Annotated in this window: 20 protein-coding genes; 1 reads left to right on the top strand and 19 read right to left on the bottom strand. The window is 47.6% G+C overall.

Going from position 1 to position 15,039, the window contains the following annotated elements; all coding sequences use genetic code 11:
• Positions 1-243: 243 nt before the first annotated feature.
• From B5E64_RS12175 to B5E64_RS12125, 12 genes are all read right to left on the bottom strand, one after another.
• Positions 244-681 (bottom strand): hypothetical protein, encoded by a 438-nt coding sequence (locus B5E64_RS12175; protein ID WP_087168770.1) that lies wholly within the window; start codon positions 679-681, stop codon positions 244-246.
• A gap of 7 nt (positions 682-688) precedes the next feature.
• Entirely contained in the window at positions 689-1,429 is a 741-nt protein-coding gene (locus B5E64_RS12170; RefSeq protein ID WP_087168769.1) for a helix-turn-helix transcriptional regulator, read from the bottom strand.
• Between the two features lie 301 nt (positions 1,430-1,730).
• On the bottom strand, positions 1,731-2,198 hold the full coding sequence (locus B5E64_RS12165) for a sigma factor-like helix-turn-helix DNA-binding protein (protein WP_087168768.1): 468 nt from the start codon (positions 2,196-2,198) through the stop codon (positions 1,731-1,733).
• Between the two features lie 454 nt (positions 2,199-2,652).
• Positions 2,653-2,802 carry a hypothetical protein gene (locus B5E64_RS18060; RefSeq protein WP_162610185.1) on the bottom strand — a complete coding sequence of 50 codons (150 nt, stop codon included), beginning with the start codon at positions 2,800-2,802 and terminating at the stop codon, positions 2,653-2,655.
• A gap of 34 nt (positions 2,803-2,836) precedes the next feature.
• Positions 2,837-3,028, bottom strand: coding sequence for a PspC domain-containing protein (locus tag B5E64_RS12160; protein ID WP_087168767.1), 192 nt, complete (start codon positions 3,026-3,028; stop codon positions 2,837-2,839).
• Entirely contained in the window at positions 3,018-3,770 is a 753-nt protein-coding gene (locus B5E64_RS12155) for an ABC transporter permease (RefSeq protein WP_087168766.1), read from the bottom strand. Before B5E64_RS12155 ends, B5E64_RS12160 begins: the two co-directional genes overlap by 11 nt.
• Before the next feature lie 9 nt (positions 3,771-3,779).
• Positions 3,780-4,565, bottom strand: coding sequence for an ABC transporter permease (locus B5E64_RS12150; RefSeq protein WP_343284065.1), 786 nt, complete (start codon positions 4,563-4,565; stop codon positions 3,780-3,782).
• A complete protein-coding gene (locus tag B5E64_RS12145; RefSeq protein WP_087168764.1) occupies positions 4,510-5,433 on the bottom strand; it encodes an ABC transporter ATP-binding protein in 924 nt (307 codons plus the stop codon). The genes B5E64_RS12150 and B5E64_RS12145 overlap by 56 nt, the downstream gene beginning before the upstream one ends.
• Before the next feature lie 147 nt (positions 5,434-5,580).
• Complete coding sequence (locus B5E64_RS12140; protein WP_087168763.1) at positions 5,581-6,504, bottom strand: HAMP domain-containing sensor histidine kinase; 924 nt, start codon at positions 6,502-6,504, stop codon at positions 5,581-5,583.
• A gap of 2 nt (positions 6,505-6,506) precedes the next feature.
• Positions 6,507-7,208 carry a response regulator transcription factor gene (locus B5E64_RS12135; RefSeq protein ID WP_087168762.1) on the bottom strand — a complete coding sequence of 234 codons (702 nt, stop codon included), beginning with the start codon at positions 7,206-7,208 and terminating at the stop codon, positions 6,507-6,509.
• Positions 7,201-7,389, bottom strand: coding sequence for a helix-turn-helix domain-containing protein (locus tag B5E64_RS12130; protein WP_075877473.1), 189 nt, complete (start codon positions 7,387-7,389; stop codon positions 7,201-7,203). Before B5E64_RS12130 ends, B5E64_RS12135 begins: the two co-directional genes overlap by 8 nt.
• Positions 7,390-7,543: 154 nt before the next feature.
• Entirely contained in the window at positions 7,544-7,996 is a 453-nt protein-coding gene (locus B5E64_RS12125) for a sigma-70 family RNA polymerase sigma factor (protein WP_087168761.1), read from the bottom strand.
• 516 nt (positions 7,997-8,512) lie between these two features.
• Here B5E64_RS12125 and B5E64_RS12120 point away from each other — a divergent pair.
• On the top strand, positions 8,513-8,845 hold the full coding sequence (locus tag B5E64_RS12120) for a helix-turn-helix transcriptional regulator (protein WP_087168760.1): 333 nt from the start codon (positions 8,513-8,515) through the stop codon (positions 8,843-8,845).
• 50 nt (positions 8,846-8,895) lie between these two features.
• On the opposite strand, the gene B5E64_RS12115 is transcribed toward B5E64_RS12120, so the two are convergent.
• The 7 genes from B5E64_RS12115 to B5E64_RS12085 all read right to left on the bottom strand — a co-directional run bounded on the left by B5E64_RS12115 (position 8,896) and on the right by B5E64_RS12085 (position 15,036).
• Positions 8,896-9,069, bottom strand: coding sequence for a cysteine-rich KTR domain-containing protein (locus B5E64_RS12115; RefSeq protein ID WP_058966900.1), 174 nt, complete (start codon positions 9,067-9,069; stop codon positions 8,896-8,898).
• Between the two features lie 81 nt (positions 9,070-9,150).
• Entirely contained in the window at positions 9,151-9,570 is a 420-nt protein-coding gene (locus B5E64_RS12110) for a hypothetical protein (RefSeq protein WP_242960179.1), read from the bottom strand.
• Positions 9,570-10,274: an ABC transporter ATP-binding protein gene (locus B5E64_RS12105; RefSeq protein ID WP_087168758.1), complete on the bottom strand. Its 705-nt coding sequence runs from the start codon at positions 10,272-10,274 to the stop codon at positions 9,570-9,572. The genes B5E64_RS12110 and B5E64_RS12105 overlap by 1 nt, the downstream gene beginning before the upstream one ends.
• 40 nt (positions 10,275-10,314) lie before the next feature.
• A complete protein-coding gene (locus B5E64_RS12100; RefSeq protein ID WP_087168757.1) occupies positions 10,315-11,568 on the bottom strand; it encodes an ABC transporter permease in 1,254 nt (417 codons plus the stop codon).
• A 13-nt stretch (positions 11,569-11,581) separates the two neighbouring features.
• On the bottom strand, positions 11,582-12,856 hold the full coding sequence (locus B5E64_RS12095) for an FtsX-like permease family protein (RefSeq protein ID WP_087168756.1): 1,275 nt from the start codon (positions 12,854-12,856) through the stop codon (positions 11,582-11,584).
• 15 nt (positions 12,857-12,871) lie between these two features.
• Positions 12,872-14,212 (bottom strand): FtsX-like permease family protein, encoded by a 1,341-nt coding sequence (locus B5E64_RS12090; protein WP_087168755.1) that lies wholly within the window; start codon positions 14,210-14,212, stop codon positions 12,872-12,874.
• Positions 14,213-14,496: 284 nt separating this feature from the next.
• A complete protein-coding gene (locus B5E64_RS12085; protein ID WP_087168754.1) occupies positions 14,497-15,036 on the bottom strand; it encodes a DUF3795 domain-containing protein in 540 nt (179 codons plus the stop codon).
• Positions 15,037-15,039 lie beyond the last annotated feature (3 nt).

The raw sequence follows: 15,039 nt of genomic DNA, 5'->3' as shown, positions 1-15,039 counted from the left end.
TTTTATACGCCCGGAGGTTTGACGGTTACGTATTCTGATACCATCAGCAGTCCTCTTTCTTGAAAACGGCATAAGAAAAGCAGGGAACCTGTTTCAAGATTTCCTGCTCGGTGGTGCCGCCGGTGGGCGACTGGTATTCAGTTTTGAAAGTACAAATTAAGGTGGCCAGATGATGGCCCCCACGAATCCTCCTTCTCTAACTAACGGAATTCATCGTAGTACCTACTGCCATTCCAACCAATGTTATTCAAAATATCCATTCAAATAATCAGCCGTGTCCTCACTCACTTCAAAAGTCATATCGAACCCGCCAATTTCAAAACTGATATAAGCTCCATTGTATAGGGTGATGGTAGCAATATCATATAGCGTTCCATCGGTGTCCGTCTGCCCCAGTTTGATTGTTTCCTCTTGTGCTAATCCAAAAGAACCAATTTCAGACGCTTCATCTGGCAGCGTTTTTAATTCCCATTGGTCTAAATCCAGCGCCGAAACAAAATCTTCTATTTCCTCTGTATCAGTAATCGTATCAATAACTTCCGCTGTATCAGGAGAGATAACAGCTATTTCCTGCGCCTTTGAAATATCATCTCCATAATCGGAAGCATTTGTATTTTCGTTGGCTTGACAGCCACAAAGGAGTGCCAGTATTGCCACTAATGTAACCAATATTTTTTTCATAATATCCTCACTTTCTTTTCTGCTGATAGGCTTCATTCATAATCAATAGCCGATAGGCACGAACAAGGCCAGACATATAAATACATAAAAATGTTCCAATTCCTGCAGCAATCATTCCCGCAGCTAAAGCAATCGTATCTGCAAAGAGTAATTCTGCCGGAACAATTAAGGGAAAAAACAGAAAGCCCAATGCAATTAAGGCAATTCCGATTAAGTTAAATAGTTGAAGGAATTTCTTTTTCTCTGCGTATACTGTATTTAATTCCGCCTTTACGGTCTTGTCAAATAGTAGTGGCTCCTTCCAGAGTTTTCTATATGGATTATCTGTTAATTTGACAGATAATAGGAGAACAATCCCCGCAATCAATATCAGCATAAACAGAAGCATGGAAATATCCGAAAGCATAAACGAGAGTGCAAGACTTCCAACCATGACACCTATGGCAATCGCAATTTTAAGATATTTCCGTTTTTGATACAAAAGGAAACCATCTGCCATTTCCCGGCTTACATATATTCCTTGTTCCGCAGCAGGTTCTGGTGTCTGTGTACCCTCATCATTCAATAAATAGTCAAGTGTCACATTAAAAATTTTACTCATGCGAACAATCTTTTCTGTTTCCGGGTAGCCGTTGTCACGCTCCCATTTGCTGATAGCCTGTCTGGATACGCCCAACTGGTAGGATAGGTCCTCCTGTGATAGTCCAGCCTCTTTCCTCAGCTTTTGTATTTTTTCCCCGAAGGTCATATCGGTGTCCTCCTTTCGCTACCAGTATACGATTTTTACCGATAGCACACCACCAAATTGCGGTTTCTTTTCCGCAACGGGCGGTTGCAACCACAGAAATCAGTGGATTTTTCTCGTTTTCAAAACAAATAGTGTTGCCGACTTCATTATACTATGACGGGCCACTTTTAGGAATAGATGAATTGTAAATTTGTCGGACGAGAACAGGAGTTCTGGGATATGCCCCAACAAGCAAAATCCCCGGCCCGGCAGGGGTATCCGGGTCAGGGATTTTCCCGTATTTATAGGCTCTTTGGGATAATCAGGGTTTCTCTATGGAGCCTTCCAACAAAGACTTGAGCTTTTTGAGGACCTTGATTTTCCGAACATGAACAGCATTGCGGTACACGCCAAGCTCGTCTGCATATTGCCGTTCTGTCTTTTCCTCAAAGAACAGCGCCTGGATCAGCGCACGTTCTTCTGGGGTAAGCAGGGAAAGCGCGGTATGTAGCCTGTCCACTTCCAGCTTGTGAAGCACCACGCTCTCCACGCTTTCCTGCTCATCGGAGAATTGCTGGGCATTTTCATCCACCAGCCGGTCCAAAGAATCTTCGCGGCTGGGGATGATCTGCACCACTTGGCCCTCCTTTCCGAGAACGAACCGCTCGGTTTTCAAATCGTTCTCAAAATAGCGCATTTTCCGGTCGCCCTGCATATAGGCCCGGTACACTTCATCCGTGACCTCGACAAATTGGCCGCGAATCCATATTCTCTTTTTATCAGCGTCCACGCTGTTTTACCTCCGATCAGTCTGAATTGCGAGAAATTCAGACTGGTCGGGCGGCCCCCTACAACGTGGGAATGATGGGGTTCCTCTATATAGAAAAACGCACCTGCAGAATGGGACAACAGCCCCAACAGCAAGTGCGTTTCTTTTTAGTTCGTATAAATCATGGCATGACGGTTCAGTATGAAAGGCGTAAAGCCACGGTGAACAGCAAGCGACTTTTTTGACAGCCTGCGCTCTGTCGCATTATGTCGAAACGCTTTTTGCTTCATGGCGGCTCCCTCCGTGGGCCGCCGATCCCGCCAGCGTCAGGGCGTCGTCAGTATGAGGGCAAAGAGAACGGCGGCCTTGATTTTGTCAAAGCCGCCGCTGATTGTATGGGCGTGTCAAAAGAGCTGCTGTACGACGGCTTTTTTCTTTTGCCGTCGTCCGGCAGGTTGAAGTTATAAACCTATTTTTAGTACAAGCCGAGTTTATCGGCCCATTCTGTCAGTCGCTCCACCATACCTTTTGAATCATCAGAACGTGGATGGTTTTCTCTGTAATGCTGCATTGAAACAGCCAGTAAAGCAACAACTAAAAGTACAATGACTATGCGTTTTTTCATTCAATACCTCTCATGTTAGGCCGCCAAATTTCACTTAACGCGCCGCCTCTTTTGGTATAAAGATTGCCAGTATAATGTAAAGCATCAGCCCGCTTCCATACACCATAATCAATAGGGCGCAGATAATACGCACAATCTTCGGAGAAAGGCCGAAATATTCAGCAATACCCCCACAGACACCGGCAATCCACCGATTATCTCTTGATCTACGAAGTTTATTTGCCATGATATTTTTTCTCCTTTCCGCTGCGTTGATGACATACCAATATGAGCGCAGCCAAACAGCCGCATAATAGCAACACAAATAGGCTTTCAAACAGATTGGTGGTTGTCGTCTCATAATACCCCGCTACCCCCAGCAAGGCAGTAATGGGATAAAATGTTTTCGTCAGGCTGGACATACTCATAAACAGCCCAGCGAAAGAATAAATTTCTGCCAGCAGCAAAGCCAGCCAATAGCTCTTTTTGGTATAGGACACTAACGCAATAATTGGAGATACCGCTAAAAAGACACCAATGCCCTCTAACAGATAACTCTTAAAAAAGGATAGTACCATTCCCACAGATAGATCGGTATGATGCAAAACCAATTCTACGGAAAAGGTAATTGCAAAAAGCAATAAATAAATCAAAATGCTAATTACAAAGGTCACAATCATTTTTGCTGCGGTCAATGTAGTTTCATTCACGGGGATCAGCAACAATGATTTCAAGGTGTCGTCTTGTTCCTCCCGGCAAATCATATAACTTCCGAGCATTGCAACGATGGCAGGCAGAACAAACATGGTAGCCCACGGTTGCACCATTGTCATGTACCAGCCTGCATCACTCAAATAAAACCCATCAACGGTTGTTTCCCGTCCCGCTACCAGCACAATGACCGCAATCAATACAGTTGCAAAGACAGTAAGCAAGATGATACTGGAACGGCGAAGTTTTCTCCATTCCGCCCAAAGCATTTTTCGCATCAAATCACCTCACTTTCTCTTGCGAAGCGAAAAAGCAGCAAATAGCACAGACAGCGCATCCCAAATAAAGATACAGAACAACGCCAGCGGGACATTGATATTCTGTGCGAAAGCAAGTCCCTGAATATTTCCGCTTCTTGCAATGATAACGGAAATGCTGGACACAGGATGCAGGTACATACTGATTGACGTGATAAAAAAGCCGAGAAATACATAAAGCAGCGTCATGCAAACGGGAAAAATATAGCCCTTTTTTGAAGCGGCAAGGGCTAAAATCGGCATAACAGCAAAAGCGGTCAATACGCCAATCTCCAAACACCTTTCTGCCAAAAATCCAACACTCTGCCACTCAAAAGCGACAAATCCGGGCAAAACACTGAATAGAACCGTAGCCACCGCCGAAATCAGCATGAAAACAATGGAATAGATCAACACAACAATAAACTTGCTGAAAAAATATCCCATTTTACTGACAGGGACAATCCAAAGCTGTTTGAGCATATCATAGCGGTTTTCATCGTGCATCAGCACAACACAAAATACGCCCAGCACAAAGGGAAGGATGATAAAGGGGGTATATCCAAAGGCGGCCAGCTTGTAAAACGCTACCGGGTCAATACCGCTCGCCTCAAAATAGTTGTAATAGACAAAAGAGAAAAACGGCATGATAAACGCAGCCAGCAGCATAAACCAAACCATTTTCTTGCGCCGCAGTTTCAAAAATTCTGTCTGAACCAAATTAAGCAATTCCCTCACCCCCTGTAATTCTTTTGAAATAGTCCTCCAAAGTATCATTACAGAGCTGGGAACTGATAACGGACACATCGTGCATAACAAGAGCTTTGTTGACTGCTCCCATATCCAGAGAAGTGTCATAGATACATAATGTGTGCCCATCGTACATATCAAAATCCGTCACGCGAAATTCTTGTTCCAAAATCAGCATGGCTTTGGGCATATCACTCACACGGAGCAGAATATACTTCCGATTTATCTTTTCCAAGGCTTTCATGGTATTTTCCACTAACAACGCTCCGTGGTCAATAATGCCAATATCGTCCGCCAGAAGCGCGATTTCGGAAAGGATATGGCTGGAAATTAAAATGGTCTTTCCGCGTTCCACACTTAGATGTTTGATAAAGTCACGCATCTCCGCAATGCCGATAGGGTCAAGCCCATTGGTCGGCTCGTCGAGGATCAAAAGCTCCGGGTCATGCAAGATGGCATTGGCAATGCCGAGTCGCTGCTTCATGCCAAGAGAATACTTGCTGAACAGCTTTTTGTCTCGGTAAGGAAGCCCCACAACTTCCAGTGCGTTCTTGACGGCATTGGGGCTGGGCGTCCCGCGTAGCTTTGCGAAAATTTCAAGATTTTCAGTGCCGGTCAGATTAGGGTAAAACCCCGGTGTTTCAATGATGGCCCCAATTCGGGGATAAATGCGTTTCTCATGGCCCTTGATGTTCTGGCCAAACACATCCACTTCGCCGGAAGTGATTGGCGTAAGGCCCAAAATCATTTTCATAATGGTGGTTTTTCCGGCTCCATTGCGGCCCAGCAAGCCGTAGATACGCCCTCTTTTCACATGAAGATCAACATTTTTTACGACAGTCTGATCTCCATAAGTTTTTGTCAGTTGTCTTGTTTCGATCAAATAATCGCTCATACTTATTTCCTCGCTTTCCGTGTGGTAATGCCGTGATTGCAATACCGGCATCTCCAACCACAAGACCAGTATAAAGCACGAACCTTGCCGTAACCTTGCCGAAATCTTGTTTTAACCTTGCTTTGAACGCAAGAAAGCCCTGCGCGGTCACAGGGCTTTCGGAAGTATGATGGTAAAGGTTGTGCCGTCTCCTGGGACACTGGCTGCTGTAATGGTTCCTTTATGGACGCTTACCAGTTCCTTAGCAATGGAGAGGCCCAGCCCGTTCCCTTTGGCAGATCGGGAGTGGTCGCATTGATACATCCGTTCAAAGATATGGGGGAGATCAGCGGCGGAAATCCCTTTCCCGTTATCGGCCACCATGATTTTGGCCTGTTGCTCTGTTTCGGTCAATGTCAGGGACACTTGCCTTGCGTTGCTGTGCGTCAGGATATTTTGCAGCAGGTTATTGAGAATACGGGTATAAGCGGTGGGGTCAAGCCTTGTCATGTATTCTGTTTCAGGTATCTCAATTTCATAGGAAAGATTATGGCTTTCCAGCATCGGCACCCAATCGGCCATAATGTCGCGGGAAAGCTCGTTTAAGTCGCAAAGCTCAAAATGAAAAATCTGTTCCCCGGCATCCAGTTTCACCCATTCAAATAGGGCTGTTACAAAATCTTTCAGATGGTAGGCTTTCTCCGTTGCCACCCGAATATATTCTTCCTGCTCGGCTCCCGTCACCATCTTACTTTCCACGGCCTCTAAATAGCCTACCAGAGAGGCAAGAGGGGTTTTTACATCATGGGAAAGACTTGTCATGAGCCGCTTATAAGCCTGCTCGGATTGCTTCTGCTGGATAAGCCGGGATTGGCTGCTCATGGCAATCTCGTTGATGTCATAACAGATCTGCTTCGTCAGGTCGCTTTCCCGCGCCAGCACACGGCGGTTCAGGTTCCCGTTCTTTATATCCGTCAGGGCATCTTTGATAAGGGAAAGCTGGCCCCGGACGCGGTGAAGTTTTGCCAAAAGGTAGCCGATCACCAGCAGGGCAACCAATAAGGCCAGAAGCAGATAAAGGTTCATCTCCATGCTCATGCCTCCTTATTGAACCGATACCCCACACCCCGGACAGTCTGGATATAAAACGGCTGTTCTGGATTTGGCTCGATTTTCTTCCGTAGTTTGCTGATAAAGGACATGATGTTGCTGTCGTCAAAGGCATATTCCTCTGCCCATACCTGCGTGTAAATCTGCTTCTTGGTAAATACCCGGCCTTTATTGGACGCCAGAAACAGAAGCAGGTCAAATTCCTTGCCGGTCAGCTCTACCGAGAGATTTTGGACAGTCACCGTCCGATTGACTTTATCAATTACCATATCTTTCAGCAACATTGTGGCGGCCTCGTTCCCAATCACAGGATTTAAGGTGGTATAGCGCCGGATCAGGGAATTGACACGAGCCATCAGCTCGTTAATGCTGAAAGGCTTTGTCAGGTAATCGTCTGCCCCCAGCCGCAGGCCGGAAACCTTATCTTCCTCATCGCATTTGGCGGTTAGCATCAGCACTGGCACATTATATTTCTCCCGGATTTTCTGCAAAACCTGAAAGCCGTCCATATCCGGCATCATCACATCCAGAATAATCAGGGAACAAATATCTTTGTTTTCTTCCAGCAGCCGTAGGCCCTCTAACCCGCCATACGCCACCACCGCGGATAAGTTTTCCTGTTCCACGCATTTCTTCATCAAGGTACAAAGTTCCTTGTCATCGTCTATAATCAAAACACTATTCATGTTTCAAAGCCCTCCCTTGTTTTGTCCTGCCGTCCACCGGCTTTTTGGCATCTTTGGGTATTAGCCAAACCGTTCCCATTTTTTCAGCTCCCGGAATGCGTCCCTCGGAGCAATAATAATTGATCTGCCGTGGAGAAATTCCCCATTTCTCGCCGGCCTCTCTTAAAGTCATATAATCCATTGCACATACCTCCAGTACTCATTATACTTCGCTCATTCGAAGAATACAAGTCAAGAAACATGAACGCCTAAATAAGAATATGAAAAATAAGTATAAACGATATAAAAGGAACCTCCCGCATTATCAAAGCAAGAGGTTCCTTATTTGGTTTAATTTAGTCCTCCAATAAGAGTTTCAACTTTTTAAGGACCTTCATTTTCCGAACATGAACAGCATTGCGGTATACGCCAAGCTCGTCTGCGTATTGCCGTTCCGTCTTTTCCTCAAAGAACAGTGCCTGAATCAGCGCACGTTCCTCTGGGGCCAGCAGGGAAAGCGCGGTATGTAACCTGTCCACTTCCATCTTGTGAAGCACCACGCTCTCCACGCTTTCCTGCTCATCGGAGAATTGCTGGGCATTTTCATCTTCCAGCCGGTCCAAAGAATCTTCGCGGCTGGGGATGATCTGCACCACTTGGCCCTCCTTTCCGAGAACGAACCGCTCAGTTTTCAAATCGTTCTCAAAATAGCGCATTTTCCGGTCGCCCTGCATATAGGCCCGATACACTTCATCCGTGACCTCGACAAATTGGCCGCGAATCCATATTCTTTTTTTATCAGCGTCCACGCTGTTTTACCTCCGATCAGTCTGAATTGCGAGAAATTCAGACTGGTCGGCGGCCCCCTACAACGTGGAAATGATGGGGTTCCTCTATATAGAAAAACGCACCTGCAGAATGGGACAACAGCCCCAACAGCAAGTGCGCTACTTTTTAGTTCGTGTAAATCATGGCATGATGGTTCAGTATGAAGGGCATAATATCCCGTTGAAAAACGGGAAGTTTTTTTGACCGTACACCGTCAAGCAGGCGGCCTACGACATAGAATCATACTCGCTGCTTCTAATGAGCAGCGGTGCGCAGGATGACCAACGCATGAAATATCCCTCCAGGCCAAAACGTGGTCTGGAGGGATGGGCATGACAAACCACCCTGCCAAAACCTCGTTTTTTTATTGGCAGGGCCATCTATGCAATTCGGATCAGTTCACTTTTCTCTGCACTGTCAGTTCTCTAAAATTTGAACTGCTATGCCATTATAAATCTGGCATAAATCTGTAAAATAGAAAGAGAGGTGAACTGTAGGTGCAGAGTAAACATGAAACGCTTGGTGAGATCATCAAGAATGCCCGCATAAAAGCAGATATTACGGTCGAAGATCTGGCCGCCAAAGTCGGAGTAGGCGAAAGATTTATATATCGTATTGAGAACGAAGGCAAAAAGCCCAGCTATGACATCCTCTACAAGCTGATTCGGGAGCTGTCCATTTTACCCGATCAGATTTTCTTCCCAGAAAAGCAGATTGAGGATTCTGAAATGGAAAGCCTGGTCCGTATGCTGTATAACTGCGACGAGCGTTCTATGCAGATCATCAAGGCGACAGTTAGGGCAGCCTTGGACAGCCAGCCCAAAGAGTAAAAAAGAGCCGATGTCCGTGGAAAATTCTCACAGGTTCATCGGCTCTGCGTCTATGCGTCTGGCTCTTTGATGACAACGATATGTAGTTGTTTCGCCTGAATCAAGCTCTCTCGTTTGCACTTTGGGCAGTAGAGAGGATAATTGATTAAAACCGTATCCTCCCTGATTCGATCACGGGTTTTATTCCCGCAGACGGGACAATAAACCCACTCTGTTTGCTGCATGGGAATCACCTCCATTCTCCTGTTTTCAAGACATGGCCGAGGGCTTGCTGCTCTGCAAGCCCGCCGGCGTGTCTTTTTTATTTATTCTTCCTTTTCCCGGAATCCCCAAGCCTCAAAATCCGTATCGTCATCCTCCGGCTCCACCTCATCGGTATAATCGGAACCGGTGGCCTCTGCCGGGGGATTGAGCATATAGGGAGTGACCCGTACCGGCGCTTCGTTCTTGAGCGCCAGCACCCTGCGGGCAGCCTTGCCGCAAAACACCATGGCGGCGGCAAAGGCGAAATACTGCACACAGCTTGTAAGATAGAGATTCACAATGGCCAGTTCATTTCCCTGCACAGGGACACCCTGCTCAAGCTGCCGGGTGATATTTTGATGGCAGGCTGCCAAGGAGACAAAAGCTGTAATCAGCAGCACCACCGCAAGAGCATAAAAAACTGCGGAAAGGATAGCTCCTTTTTTCGAGGGCTTTGTGATTGGATTGCTGTCCATCTCCATCAATGCGCCCTCCTTTCACTGCGGGGAGCGTTGTTTCTGCGGGATTGGGGCTGGGCGGCTCCATCTTGAACGCGCTCCAGCACCTGCAGCTCACCCTTTTTCAGCCGGAACACTACATCGGCCTGCTTCGCCAGCTCATTGGAGTGGGTGACGACTACCACACACTTGTTCATCTTGTGGGCGCTCTCTTTGAGGATCTCGGTAATGTCCTGGGCGGTGTCCTCGTCAAGATTGCCGGTAGGCTCGTCAGCCAGGATCACCGGGGCCTCGCTTGCCAGGGCACGGGCGATGGCCACCCGCTGCTGCTGGCCGCCGGAGAGTTTCAGCACATTGCGCTTCGATTCCTCTTTCGTCAACCCCAAGCGCTCCAAAATGGGCAGCGGCGGCAGTTTGGAAGTCAGCGACACATTCTCTGCGGGGGTCAGGTAGTCGATTAAGTTGTATGCCTGGAAGATAAAGGACACATGATTTTTCCGATGGTCGGAAAGGCCCGTCTTGGCAATATCCTGCCCGTCAAAATAGATCTGGCCGCTGCCGGGGCTGTCCAGCCCGCCGATCAGGGAGAGCAGGGTGGTCTTGCCGCAGCCGGAAGGCCCCAGGATGGCGTAGAGCTTGCCCTGCTCCATTTCGGCGTTGACGCCTTTTAAGACTTTCTTTTTATTGTCGTAGGAATATCCCACTTGCTTGATTTCCATGATACTCATAGTGATTACCTCATTTCGTTATTTTAGGGGGTGGATGGTCTTATTCCATCTGAGACAAAATCTGCTTGGGCTTCAACCGCATGGTCGAGATACTGGACACCAGCACCGCCGCAACCAGCAGGACGCCGCCCACGATGGCCACCAGCATAAAGTGCTCCGGTGTGACGATGACATTCTCAGCCGCTTTTCCGAACAGTGTCCCCAGGGCGCCGGCAACCTGCTTGCTGGACAGATACGCCAGCGGGAAGGCCACCACCGCAATCAGCAGGGTTTCCAGCACATATTGGAGAATGACCGCAGGCTTGGCGATACCCACTGCCAGCAAGATTCCGGTCTCCCGTTTCCGGCTGCGGATGGACATGGAGAGAATAAGAACAATCAGCACCATGCTCACCACAGTAATCACCACGATCAGCGTCGTAACCAAAGTAGTCGTATCCGCAATAGAGCTGGAAATGCGCTCGTACACTTCATTGTTCACGGTGATGTAATAGGAGTTCCAGTCGATAGAGGTGCTGTTCTGCACTTCCTGGACAATGCTTTCCAGCTTGGCGGCGTCCGAAACGAAGAAGTCAACGGAATCAATTCCATTTCCCTCACTGACCGTATAGGGCGCGGAGACAGCAGACATGGTATCCATATCCACAAAGACATAGTCCTTGTAATCGAATAAGGTTGAAGGCTTTGCCATAGTTGCCTGTTCGTCGTCACCATCTGCAATAACCTCAAACAGACCGGCAATCTCGCACTCAACCAACGGATCGTCTGGATTCCCGTTTTTAATTTCGAGCGTATCGCCAAGGGACAACCCATATTTATCGGCAAGACCTTCGTACAAGATGATTCCGCCATCGCCTTCCGTTACATGACGCCCTTCCGTCAGACGCAACGCCCCCGTGAGAAACATCGGAGAATACTCCGAATCAAAACAACCTGTTGCATAAAAAAGGTCTGACACACCTTCCCGTTCATCCGTCCCTTTCATCAAAGTATCTTGATGATAGAGATTTGCAATCGTATATTGAGATGTGTTATAGGATTCTACACCGTCAATCGCGGCGATTTCCTCAATCATTTCGTCTGTGACAGGCTGCAGAGTATAGCCATTATTGGCGGTCACTGTGAAGCTGGCTCCTGTCACGCCCCGCAGTTCCTCCGATTGCTCCTCTTGGGCGTCGGCAATCGCCAGCCCGGAAAGCACCAAAGTGGTAATGGCCAGGAGCAGGCAGAACACCAACAAGGTCTTTTTCCACTTCCGTGCGCTATATAAAAACGCTCGTATTCCTAAATTCATATTGCGTCCTCCTTTACTCCATCTGCGCTAAGATTTGTTTGGGCTTTAGCCGCATGGTCGAGATACTGGACACCAGCACTGCCACCACCAGCAGGATACCGCCCACGATAGCCACCAGTAGGAAGTGCTCCGGCGTGACGATGACATTCTCCGCCGCCTTGCCAAACAGCGTTCCCAGGGCGCCGGCAACCTGTTTACTGGAGAGGTAGGCCAGCGGAAAGGCCACCACCGCAATCAGCAGGGTTTCCAGCACATACTGGAGAATCACCGCAGGCTTGGCGATACCCACCGCCAGCAAAATGCCGGTTTCCCGTTTCCGGCTGCGGATGGACATGGAGAGGATGAGGATAATCAGAACCATGCTCACAGCGGTAATTATGACAATCATTGTAGTAATTAAAGTGTTGGTATCCGATAAAGCAGAGGAAATATTCTGATATACTTCATCGTTGGCTGTGATAATAAAGTTGTCCCAGTTAATTGAAGAAATATTTTTCACTTCTTCTATGATACTGTTCAGCTCAGCGGCGTCCGAAACATAGAAATCCGCTTCGCGTGTTTTATTGCCATCTTCATAATTCACAGCCATTGCCTTCATAGCGTCAATACTACAAAAGGCATAGTCGGTATAATCCCACATTGTGGAATCGTCATACATAGTGGCTTCATCGTTCTTATCCACCACAATGTCGAAAAGCCCAACTACTTCCATCTCAATTTCCGGGTCGTCCGAATAAGAATCAATAATACCGGAAACCTTATCGCCGATCTTTACCCCATTTAGTTCAGCACGTTCTTTGTTGAGGATGATACCATTTGGCATATCATCTGTGATATGTGAACCTTCCACCAATTCAAAACGCCCGGATACAAACAAATCGTTATACTCTGTATTCATAGAGCCAAAAACATAAAAAATGAGGGCAGGAGTATCTGTGACAAGTGTTTTACCATTACTATATAAAGTCGGCATAGAAACAATCGAAGCATCATATCCGGCAATCCCGTCTACTGACGCAATTTCCTGAAGCATTTCCTCAGATACAAATTCCTGCGTACTGTAAGAACCATGAGCGCCACTTGTCCAACCACCAGTGGATAAATTTCTCTCCACCGTAAAGCTGGCCCCGGTAGTTCCACGCAGTTCCTCAGCCTGTTCCTCCTGGGCATCGGCAATCGCCAGCCCGGATAAAACCAAAGTAGTAATAGTCAGAAGTAGGAAGAACACCAATACGGTCTTTTTCCACTTCCGTGCGCTATATAAAATTGCTCGTATTCCTAAATTCATATCGACTGCACCTCCTTAACTCATCTGCGACAAAATACTCTTGGGCTTCATCTTCATGACCGGATATCCGGCCAGTGCGGTAGAGGCCACACACAGCACCATACCAAAAGCCCACACCAGTGCGTAATCCTCGGCGGAAACAGCCACCTCGATCTCGGCAAGGCCCAAATCCTCGGTGGGTTCTTCTTCCGTGGCTTCGCTTTCCCCGGTCAAGTCCACCGTTTCATAGGTTTCGCTGGTCACCTGGGAGAGCAGGCTGCTCCCGATCTGATGGGAAATGGCTGTGCTGGTTCCAAAGGAGATCACCAGGGCGATGGCCGCCACAAGGATCACTTCCAGCAGGTATTGCAGCAGCACCGAGCCTTTGGAAATGCCCATTGCCAGATAAACGCCGGTTTCATGGATTCGTCCACGGAGCCGCAGCGTCAGGAACAGGGCCAGCACCAGGAAACAGATCACCGATACCACCGCAATGGCGATAAAGACGATGTTCTGCAAGCCCTCCAAGGATTCCTTGGCGTTCTGATAGTCGTTGTCGTAGCGGGTCAGGGTGCAGCTATCCCAATCCACGCCATCCAATTCCTGCACATCGGTCATAATGCGCTCCAACTCGTCCGGGTCGTTCACATAGAAATCCCCGTACTGGACATTGGTGGTTCCCTCCGTGCCGTAGAGCAGGAAAGAGGCGGTGGAGAGGTCGGTGAAAACGATATTGTCGTAAAGGTCATAGGACGGGGCCATGCCGATGGAATCCTGTTCCTCGGTATTTGTGAATATTCCGGCCACCGTCACGGGGATGGTCTTATCTTTGTTTTCCACATTCCCCAGCAGCATGGTGTCGCCCACAGACAGGCCGTTGCGCTGGGCGAATTTCTCATGGATCAGCACCTGGCTAACCGTTTCGGTGGTGATGGAGTTTCCCTCCACCATCTCAAAGCCGCCATCGGTGAAATAGCTGTCCTCCTGGGAATTGGAGTTGGCCACCACCCGTCCGGCGTTCTCGTAGCCCTCCGGCACCTGGGCAGCGCCCTCGGTGTTGATTTCCAGAAGGTTCCCGTCTGCGTCAAAATAAGTAGCGTAGGTGTAGGAGCGCAGGGTGTACCTGCCGCTCAAGCCATCCACATCAAGTATCTGGCTCACCGTATCCTCCGGGATACCGTTCTCCAGCGTCTTGGCATTGATGGTGAAATAGCCCAGCAGGGCTTTTTTGATATTGGCGTTGGCTGTTTCCGTGGCCGATTGAATGGAAAGGCAGGTCAGCATCAGCGTGGCCATGACCAGCAGAAACGCCAGCAGTGTGAGGGTCTTGCCCTTTTTTCGGATGGAATACAGGCAGGCCCGTTTGCACAGGTTCATCTCACGGCCACCTCATTTCCTTTTTGTAAAACCAGTGGGTTCACTTGTGTACCTCCTAACGTAGTTTTTCGCCGGAGCTGTTTCCCGCTCCGGTGGGTGTCCCGTCTGCCGGGAACACCCTTATGGTACACTACGAAGGTGGAGTTGAGGTGGAGTTGAGGAGTAGTTTTGATGGAGTTGGGGACAGGGCGCAAAAAAGCCGAGGGGCTTTCACAGGGAAAACCTCTCGGTTGTATAGAATAAATTTATTCGATTATCTATCCCGATAACTTAGGATTCACAAACTACTTTTTAACAAGTTTTAACTCTATATTTCTTCTATCAGCAATTTTTTGAAGTATATCAACTATATATGAACATTGTTCTTTGACGGACAAAACAGACAATTCATCATTATGTTGTATTTGTTTCATAGCTTCTTGTAATTCTGATAGCTCTAACAAATTGACTGCTACACAGAAGAAATTCTTCCTACGACCGTCATTATAGTTAGCAAGTAAACAAGAAAGAATCTGCATTTTTTCTCGTTGTTGAAAATTATACCGCTCAACACCAATGTCCTGTATCAGTTTCAAGTCTGCTTTCTGGCGTTTATGAGTTATAAAAGAATCATATTTATCAATATACCGATATTTTTCACATGGATAACTTTCACATTCGTAGCAGTATTCAATCTTACCATGTTCAAGGCTACACTTAGCAATTCCGCACGATTGATTACCGTTCCCGCAACCGCCACAATGCTTTCCCAAAAACATGGGGCATAACCCACAATTCAATCCGCAAAGGGAAAATAATTGATTTTTTCGCTCAAACCCTTTCATATT

It is taken from the genome of Drancourtella sp. An12 (assembly GCF_002160935.1).
Classification (GTDB): domain Bacteria; phylum Bacillota; class Clostridia; order Lachnospirales; family Lachnospiraceae; genus Sellimonas; species Sellimonas catena.
The sequence above is the reverse complement of the archived record's forward strand: the minus strand, read 5'-3'. Positions and strand labels throughout refer to the sequence as shown.